The 7,508-nt window shown below is 60.7% G+C and carries 7 protein-coding genes; 3 read left to right on the forward strand and 4 right to left on the reverse strand.

The window, feature by feature from the left end:
• Positions 1–1,195: 1,195 nt before the first annotated feature.
• Both rny and JX325_RS10470 read right to left on the reverse strand, forming a co-directional pair.
• Positions 1,196–2,761: a ribonuclease Y gene (gene rny, locus JX325_RS10465; protein ID WP_204791081.1), complete on the reverse strand. Its 1,566-nt coding sequence runs from the start codon at positions 2,759–2,761 to the stop codon at positions 1,196–1,198.
• Positions 2,762–3,203: 442 nt separating this feature from the next.
• On the reverse strand, positions 3,204–3,944 hold the full coding sequence (locus tag JX325_RS10470) for an N-acetylmuramoyl-L-alanine amidase (RefSeq protein ID WP_204791082.1): 741 nt from the start codon (positions 3,942–3,944) through the stop codon (positions 3,204–3,206).
• Positions 3,945–4,033: 89 nt separating this feature from the next.
• On the opposite strand from JX325_RS10470, the gene JX325_RS10475 reads away from it, so the two are divergent.
• The gene (locus JX325_RS10475; protein WP_204791083.1) at positions 4,034–5,263 is read left to right on the forward strand and encodes a class I SAM-dependent rRNA methyltransferase; all 1,230 of its coding nucleotides are present in this window, start codon (positions 4,034–4,036) and stop codon (positions 5,261–5,263) included.
• 71 nt (positions 5,264–5,334) lie between these two features.
• Here JX325_RS10475 and JX325_RS10480 read toward each other — a convergent pair whose 3' ends face one another.
• Positions 5,335–5,859, reverse strand: coding sequence for a putative ABC transporter permease (locus JX325_RS10480; protein WP_204791084.1), 525 nt, complete (start codon positions 5,857–5,859; stop codon positions 5,335–5,337).
• A 117-nt stretch (positions 5,860–5,976) separates the two neighbouring features.
• Here JX325_RS10480 and JX325_RS10485 point away from each other — a divergent pair, with 117 nt between their 5' ends.
• On the forward strand, positions 5,977–6,546 hold the full coding sequence (locus tag JX325_RS10485) for a uracil-DNA glycosylase family protein (RefSeq protein WP_204791085.1): 570 nt from the start codon (positions 5,977–5,979) through the stop codon (positions 6,544–6,546).
• Between the two features lie 131 nt (positions 6,547–6,677).
• Positions 6,678–7,238, forward strand: coding sequence for a biotin transporter BioY (locus tag JX325_RS10490; RefSeq protein WP_204791086.1), 561 nt, complete (start codon positions 6,678–6,680; stop codon positions 7,236–7,238).
• 60 nt (positions 7,239–7,298) lie between these two features.
• On the opposite strand, the gene JX325_RS10495 is transcribed toward JX325_RS10490, so the two are convergent.
• Positions 7,299–7,508: hypothetical protein (locus JX325_RS10495; RefSeq protein WP_204791087.1), on the reverse strand; the 210-nt coding region annotated here is incomplete at its 5' end.

Here is a 7,508-nt window from a genome sequence, read left to right on the forward strand (position 1 = left end):
GGCGGCGGGCCGCTGGGCGGGGACGGTTGCGGCGGCGGCGTTGTCGGGGCTGATCCTCTGGGTGATATGGAAGACCGGGGGAAGCCTGTGGCTGCTGCCTGCGCTGCTGGCAAGCATCCAATGGGGGGCGGTGCCCTGGCTGCGCGGCGTGCGTCTATAGAGCGGGAAAAGATCCCCGGCGCGTACGCGCCGGGGATCTTCATCAGGCAATGACGTTTCGAAGCTGTTCCAGGAGATAGTCGCCAAGGTCCGGGCGATCCGACTCGGCGTCGGCCTGAAGGGCCGTCAGGGCGGCGTGAGCCTTGGCAATCTTCCGGACGTCAGCCTCCTCCCGCAGGGACTCGATCCAGGCGTCCAGATACTTCAGGAGCTTTTCCCAGGCCTGCTGCTCCTCCTCATTCTCCTTGGCCTTCTCCATCCGCTCCAGAGTGGAGGTCTTGAAATCACCCAGCGCGGAAAGAAGGTTGTTTTTCATAAGAACGCTGTGGTCTAGGGCGGAGGCGCTCCGGGAGGTTCCGCCTTCGGAGGCGTAAGGCTGGTACAAAGCCAGCAGTTCGGCTGCCTGCGCTTTGCAGGTACCGCCAAAATGGGGGTCGTATTGGTGGCGGTCGATCATACCGAGGTAGTCCCGCCGCTCTGTGATATCGCCGGTTTCCAGCCCGGTGGGCAGTACGGTTCCGCCCGGGGCGCTTTGGAGCGCGCCGGTCTTTGCCAAATGACCGTACAGGGCGGCCAATTCCGCGTAGGAGGCGTTGGAGGGGTCGATGTCTTTGATATGACAGGTGAAATCATAAGGCCCGCTGTCCGACACGCCGCTGATGCGGACAATGGGGTCCTCCGGGGTGGAGTCCGCGGCGTATTCCGNGTAGATTTCCTGCATGGTGTTGTTCCGCCCGGCGTGAGCGCCGGAGTAGACGGTGTTTTCCGTGGGCATACGGAGATGGATGGGGGGCGCCTCAACCACGGCGGAGGTTTGGACCAGCTTCTCCTGGAAGGAAGCGCCTGCCGCCCTGCTCCGTCCGGCGGCAGGGCGGCTGTCTGTCCGGGGCTGGGTGTTAAGGAGATTTTGAACACTCATGGGAAACAACATCCTTTCTTTCGCTGATGATAAAAACAGAAAGCGGCAGTGAATGTATCACGACCGCTTTCCGTTCCCTGCGTTCTTGTCCCCCGCAGTCCGTTGCGGAGGGAATTTTTATTTCGCGTACTCGACCACTTTGGTCTCCCGGAGGACATGGACCTTGATCTGGCCGGGGTATTCCATTTCCTCCTCGATTTTCTTGGCCAAATCCCGGGCCAGNATGACCATCTGGTCCTCGCTGACCTGCTCGGGCTTCACCATGACCCGGACCTCCCGGCCCGCCTGGATGGCAAACGCCTTGTCCACGCCGGGATAGGAGCCGGTGATGGTCTCCAGCTGCTCCAGGCGCTTGATGTAGTTCTCCAGGTTCTCGCGGCGGGCGCCGGGCCGGGCGGCGGAAATGGCGTCCGCGGCCTGAACCAGGCAGGCAACGATGGTCCTGGGCTCCACATCGTTGTGGTGGGCCTCGATGGCGTGGATGATGTCCTCTTTTTCCTTGTACTTCCGGGCGAATTCCACGCCCAGGGCCACATGGGTACCCTCCATCTCATGGTCCACGGACTTGCCCAGGTCGTGGAGCAGTCCGGCCCGTTTCGCGGCCTGGACGTCCACCCCCAGCTCCGCCGCCATCATGCCGGCGATGTGGCTGACCCCCACGGAGTGCTGAAGAACGTTCTGGCCGTAGCTGGTGCGGTAGTGGAGGCGGCCCAGCATCTTCACCAGCTCCGGGTGGAGGCTGCGGACGCCGCACTCGAAGACGACCCGCTCGCCCTCGGCTTTGATGGTGGCGTCCACCTCCCGGCGGGCCTTCTCCACCATTTCCTCAATGTGCGTGGGGTGGATGCGCCCGTCGGAAATCAGCTTTTCCAGGGNCAGGCGGGCAANCTCCCGGCGCACCGGCTCGAAGCAGGAGACGGTGCTGGCCTCCGGCGTGTCGTCGATGATGAGGTCCACGCCCGTCAGGGTCTCGATGGTGCGGATATTCCGGCCTTCCCGGCCGATGATACGGCCCTTCATTTCGTCATTGGGCAGGGGAACCACACTGACGGTCATATCGGCCACCTGGTCGGCGGCGCAGCGCTGGATGGCCTGGGCCACGATTTCGCGGGCCCTGGCGTCGCACTCCTCCTTCATCCGGGACTCCACCTCTTTGATCTTGAGGGCGGTCTCGTGGGTGACTTCCGCTTCCACCTGGTCGATGAGGTACTGCTTCGCCTCCTCGGTGGTGAAGCCGGAGATGCGCTCCAGCATTTCGGTCTGGCCGCGCTTGACAAGCTTGATTTCCTCGGTCTCCTTGTCAATGGCGGCGTGCTTTTGAGACAGGGACTCCTCTTTCTTTTCCACGGCCTCGATTTTCCGGTCGAGGTTTTCCTCCTTTTGCTGCAGGCGGTTTTCCTGCCGCTGAAGGTCGGCGCGGCGTTCCTTGACTTCCTTTTCGTACTCGCTGCGGTTTTTTAAGATCTCCTCCTTGGCTTCCAGCAGGGCCTCGCGCTTCTTGGATTCGGCGCTTTTGATGGCCTCGTTGACGATGCGCGTTCCCTCTTCTTCGGCGCTGGAGATTTCTTTTTCAGAGACGTTCTTCCGATAGCGAATACCAAGCGGGAAGCAAATCACGCCGCCAGCCACCAGCCCTATGAGAAGGGCAATGACGCTTTGAATCACGGCTGCTGATTCCTCCATTCAGTTTTGGTATTGCCGCGGGAAGCCCGCTTCAAAAACGGTCAACACGCCCGTGCGGCGGAGAGGGCTTTGCATCCCCTCCAAGGGCATGGATGTCCCCGGGGCGGTATGGCCGCCGGCGGCTTTTGGACATGGGTCTCCTTGTCTTCCGCCCGCGCCCCGAATGAGGGGCACCGGTCTTCCAGGGGCGGAACATCTTTCGCGGTTGGGCGCATTGCCGGCTTCCAAAACAGAACCCGCGGACAGGAGCGTTTTAGAAAACGACCGGAGGACACCCCTTTGCCCTCCGACGGCAATCTGCTTTTAGTTTAAACTTTTACTGGACCGCTGTCAAGCAAAATCCTCAAACCGGCGGCGAAATTACAAGAAAATTTTGGCAGGAACGAAAATACCCCGGCAAATCCGGCGCAAAAGCAACAGCCGCGCCCCTGTGAAAAGGAGGTCAGGTGTCGATATACGCGGCTGCGGCGTAGCCTACGCGGCCCTCGTGATGGACGACATACCAGCCCTGCCACTCCCCGTAAATGGTCACCTGGGCGCCGTCGGGGAGATTGGCGATGATTGTTCCGGTGGGAGCGGGGTAGCTCCGCAGGTTCAGCGTCCCCCAGTTGACGGCCACTGTGCCCTGCACGGGGTCCGAGGGGTAGATGAAGGGCAGGCCGAAGAACTCGGTAAGGGCCCGGGCCAGTTGCTGGGCAATGGCGTCCATGTGCCCCTCGATCCACTGGGCGTCGGACCAGTTGTCGTGGTAGCCGATTTCCACCAGCACCGCCGGGGCTTTGGACTGGGATACCTCTCCCAGGGTGGTGGTGGAACGGGTGGTGACCTTGTTGGGGAGGGGGTAGACTTTCCGCAGCTCCTGGGCGATGAGCTCCGCCGCCCGCTGGCCCTGGCGGCTCGTGGGATAGTAAAAGGCGATGATGCCCCGCTCTTCGCCGTAGCGCCCCTCCGGCGCGCCGTTGGAGTGCAGGGCCAGGTAAAGGTCGTAGGTCCCCCGGTTGGCCTCCCGGATGGAGGACCCGGCGGTCATTTCGGGCTTGTTGCGTTTATATTGAATTCCGTTGGAGAGGAGATAGGGGACCAGTGCGTCCGCCAGCAGGTTCATGTTGTACTCCTCGGAGCCGCTGCCGGTGACGTAGCTGTTCCACTCCTGTGTCGAGGGGCTTAAATATATAGTGGGCATGGCAATTCCTCCTTCTTACTGAATCCTATGGCAAAGCCGCCGAAAGTGTGATACACTGGGGAGGAAAAAAGCCGGGAGGTCATTTGATTATGAAAGCAGAGCGGGCATATCCCAGTGTTGCAGTCACCCCAAAAGCCGAGGCGGCTATTCTCCGGGGGCATCCCTGGATCTACGACGCGGAAATTTTGTCGATAGAGGGCACGCTGGAGAACGGCGGGCTGGTGGATGTGCGGAGCCGGAAGGGCGCGTACTTGGGCACCGGCTTCCTGTCGGAGAAATCGAAAATCCGGGTCCGCCTGATTTCCCGGAACGCCAACGACCGCTTTGACGCCGCCTTCTGGGAGCGGAAGCTCCGCTGGGCCTGGGAGTACCGGAAAACGGTCATGGCTCCCGAGGATTTGGACGCCTGCCGCGTCATCTTCGGGGAAGCCGACATGTTCCCCGGCCTGACGGTGGACAAGTTCCATGACCTCCTCAGCGTCCAGGTGCTGTCTGTGGGCATGGAGAGGATCAAGGACCTGCTGCTGCCTCTTTTGGTCCGGATTCTTCGGGAGGACGGGCAGGCCGTTCGGGGCGTCTTCGAGCGGAATGATGTCCCCCTCCGGGAGAAGGAGGGACTGGAGCAGTACAAGGAATGGTTTCCCCTGCCTGGGGAGGCCCCGGCGGATTCTCCGGTAACGGAGATTGTAGAGAATGGCGTAAAATATTTGGTAGATGTAGAAAACGGACAGAAAACCGGCTTTTTCCTGGACCAGAAATACAACCGCCGGGCAGTGGGGCGGCTGGCGGAGGGAAGGACGGTGCTGGACTGCTTCACCCATACCGGGTCCTTTGCCTTAAACGCCGCCCTGGGCGGAGCGAAGCGGGTCACCGCCGTGGACGTGTCGGCCTCCGCCGTGGAGATGGCCCGGGCCAACGCGGAGCGAAACGGCTTGGGCGGCGTGGTGGACTGCGTGGCCGCCAACGTCTTTGAGCTGCTCCCGGCCCTGGAAAAGGAGCCGGTGAAGTATGATTTTATCATTCTGGACCCGCCGGCCTTTACCAAATCCCGGAAGACGGCGGCCAGCGCTATGACGGGCTACAAGGAAATCAACTACCGGGCCATGAAGCTGCTGCCCCGGGGCGGCTATCTGGCCACTTGCTCCTGTTCCCACTTTGCGGAAGAGGAGAAGTTCACTGCCATGCTCCGGTCTGCCGCCCGGGACGCCGGAGTCCGACTCCGGCAGATTGAGGCAAGGCAGCAGAGCTGTGACCACCCGATTTTATGGGGCGTGGAGGAAACAAACTATCTGAAATTCTATCTGTTTCAAGTGGTGTAAAGGAAAAGATATTGCATGAAAAAGAGGTTTTCGGTGTNGGTGCGGTGGTTAGGCCTTGTTCGAAACATGGCCTAATCCGGGGAAAACACAGCCGCCCGCATTCCTTTCAAATCTCCCGTAATCCGGAGGAACCGGAGGGAACAGACCAGGTCCCCAGTAAAAACCAGCAGGAAAATATAGGTTGCCGCCTCCGGGATCGATGCGGCCAGAGCCGCCACCACAGGCTGGACGAATTTTATTGCCGCCCATACCAACATCCCCCAGGCCAGGGTGAAGGGCAGGCAGACCCGGCCGCGGAGGTTTCCAGGGACCTGGGCGTAGTCCCAGAAGCGGACGCCTAGAAACCGTTCTCCCGCCCAGTGGCAGGCGTATTCCACCGCCGTGGCCGCCAGCCCGCCCAGGACCGTTACGCCCAGCCAGCCCATGGGAGGCAGGGCCAGCGCCGCCAGCATACCCAGCCCATACACCGGGCACAGGGGCAGGAGCAGCAGACAGCGTCGCCGTTTTTCCTCCGACTGGGAGACGGCGGCAAAGGCCAGCTCCACCAGCCAGCCCAGAAAGCTGTATATCCAAAAATACCAAAGCCAGAGGTCCATCGTATCACCTCGGGTTTCAGTGTCTCCCGTGGGCAGGATGGTATCCGCCTCTTGCGCCGGTAGTTTTTTCATGGTACAATAGTCGAAAAAGAGGGAAAAAGACNGGAGGATTTTTGCATGGATACTTGGGAGAGCTTGCGAAAGGAATGTTTGGACTGTAAAGGATGTTCCCTTGCAGACACCCGCCATAATGTGGTTTTTGGGGACGGCGCGGAGAACGCGGAGCTGTTGTTCATCGGCGAAGGCCCCGGCCAGCACGAGGATGAGCAGGGCAAGCCCTTTGTGGGCCGGGCGGGGAAGCTGCTGGACGAGATGCTGGAGATGGTAAACCTGGATCGGAGCAAAGTTTACATTGCCAACATCGTCAAGTGCCGCCCACCTCAGAACCGGGACCCTCTGGGGGTGGAGCAGGACGCCTGCATCGATTGGCTTCGCCGCCAGACGGCGCTGCTGCGGCCTAAAATTATCGTCTGTCTGGGCCGTATCGCGGCCAAGGTCATCATCAAGGATGATTTCCGCATCACCCAGGAGCATGGCCAATGGTTCGAGCGGAGCGGCGTTTGGATGACCGCGCTCTACCATCCGGCGGCGCTGCTCCGGGACGTCCGCAAGCGCCCGGAGACCTTTGAGGACCTGAAGGCCATCCAGGCCAAGGCCCGGGAGCTGTGTGACCATACGGAGCTTTGAGCATAAAAAAGGGGAGAGGCCCAGCCTCTCCCCTTTTTTGGAAACTTGTAAACCAATTGAAAAATAATGGTTGACAAACGGGGGAATTTACGTTATCCTCAAAGCCAGGAAGAAAAAGGAGGAACCCATTTATGCNCGAACAAACTGCGTCCCGGCTGCGGACAAAGGATCTGACCCTGATTGCCCTCTTCACCGTCTTGACGGCAGTGTGTGCCTGGATTTCCGTGCCCGTCCCCGCGCCCCTGATTCAGTTTACCATGCAGACTTTCGCCGTTTTTGCCGCCCTTCTGACCCTGGGAGGAAGGCGGGGAACCTACGCCGTCACCGCCTATTTGCTGCTTGGAGCAGTGGGAGCGCCGGTGTTCAGCAATTTCAGGGGCGGGCTCAGCGTACTGCTGGGGGCCACCGGCGGCTACATTCTGGGATTCTTCTTCCAGGCGCTGCTTTACTGGCTGATGACCGCCAGACTGGGGGAAACCTTGAAAGTGAAAATCGCCGCCAGCGTGGCTGGGCTGATTTTGTGCTATGCTTTCGGAACCGCCTGGTATCTGGTCCTTTACGCCCAGATGGGGAAACCTGTGGGCGTGCTGACTGCCCTGGGTTATTGCGTGTTCCCCTTTATTTTCCCGGATCTGGTCAAGCTGGTCCTGGCGGTGCTGCTGGCCCAGCGGGTCGGAAAATATGTCCAGTGATTATCAAGCCCTCTCATTCTCAAGGAAAGGGGCCGGCGCTGTAAGCGCCGGCCCCTTTCCTCATTTCACGGGTTCCGTGGGATTTTGCAGGTATTGATATTCCAGCAGCAGCCGCCCGGTGCCGCTGGACATGTTTCCGAAGTGGTAGGGCTGGTCCGCCTTGAAGCGAACGGCGTCCCGCTCCAGGAGCTGGAAGTCCTGTCCCTCCGCCGTCAGGCTGACGGTGCCGGAAATCACGGTGGCGTGGCAGACGCAGCCGGGGAGGGAGGG

The organism is Oscillibacter sp. CU971 (genome assembly GCF_905219725.1).
GTDB lineage: Bacteria > Bacillota > Clostridia > Oscillospirales > Oscillospiraceae > Oscillibacter.

Excerpts from the sequence above, each read along its gene's own strand:
- JX325_RS10470 (WP_204791082.1), bottom strand. The coding sequence starts at position 3,944 with ATGCCCACTATATATTTAAGCCCCTCGACACAGGAGTGGAACAGCTAC.
- JX325_RS10485 (WP_204791085.1), top strand. The coding sequence starts at position 5,977 with ATGGATACTTGGGAGAGCTTGCGAAAGGAATGTTTGGACTGTAAAGGA.
- JX325_RS10475 (WP_204791083.1), top strand. The coding sequence starts at position 4,034 with ATGAAAGCAGAGCGGGCATATCCCAGTGTTGCAGTCACCCCAAAAGCC.
- JX325_RS10480 (WP_204791084.1), bottom strand. The coding sequence starts at position 5,859 with ATGGACCTCTGGCTTTGGTATTTTTGGATATACAGCTTTCTGGGCTGG.